The organism is Neisseria sp. P0014.S009 (genome assembly GCF_051958155.1).
Classification (GTDB): domain Bacteria; phylum Pseudomonadota; class Gammaproteobacteria; order Burkholderiales; family Neisseriaceae; genus Neisseria; species Neisseria flavescens_C.
Genome location: NZ_JBQCVS010000119.1, coordinates 1 through 274, shown reverse-complemented (window position 1 = coordinate 274; position 274 = coordinate 1). Strand labels below are relative to the sequence as shown.

1 rRNA gene is annotated in these 274 nt (G+C 51.1%); it reads left to right on the top strand.

Annotated elements, in window-relative coordinates:
- Positions 1-274: ribosomal RNA gene (locus ACTHS4_RS11945) — 16S ribosomal RNA — on the top strand; the annotation flags it as partial.

Below are 274 nucleotides of genomic sequence, written 5' to 3'. Positions count from 1 at the left end.
ATGAAGGCCTTCGGGTCGTAAAGTTCTTTCGCTTGGGAACAAGAGACGCCGGCTAATATCCGGCAAATTTGAGGGTACCAGGTAAAGAAGCACCGGCTAACTCCGTGCCAGCAGCTGCGGTAATACGGAGGGTGCAAGCATTAATCGGATTTATTGGGCGTAAAGGGCGCGTAGGCGGAGAGGTAAGTCAGATGTGAAATCCTGGGGCTCAACCCCAGAACAGCATTTGAAACTGTCTTTCTAGAGGGTAGGCGGAGAAAACGGAATTCCACAA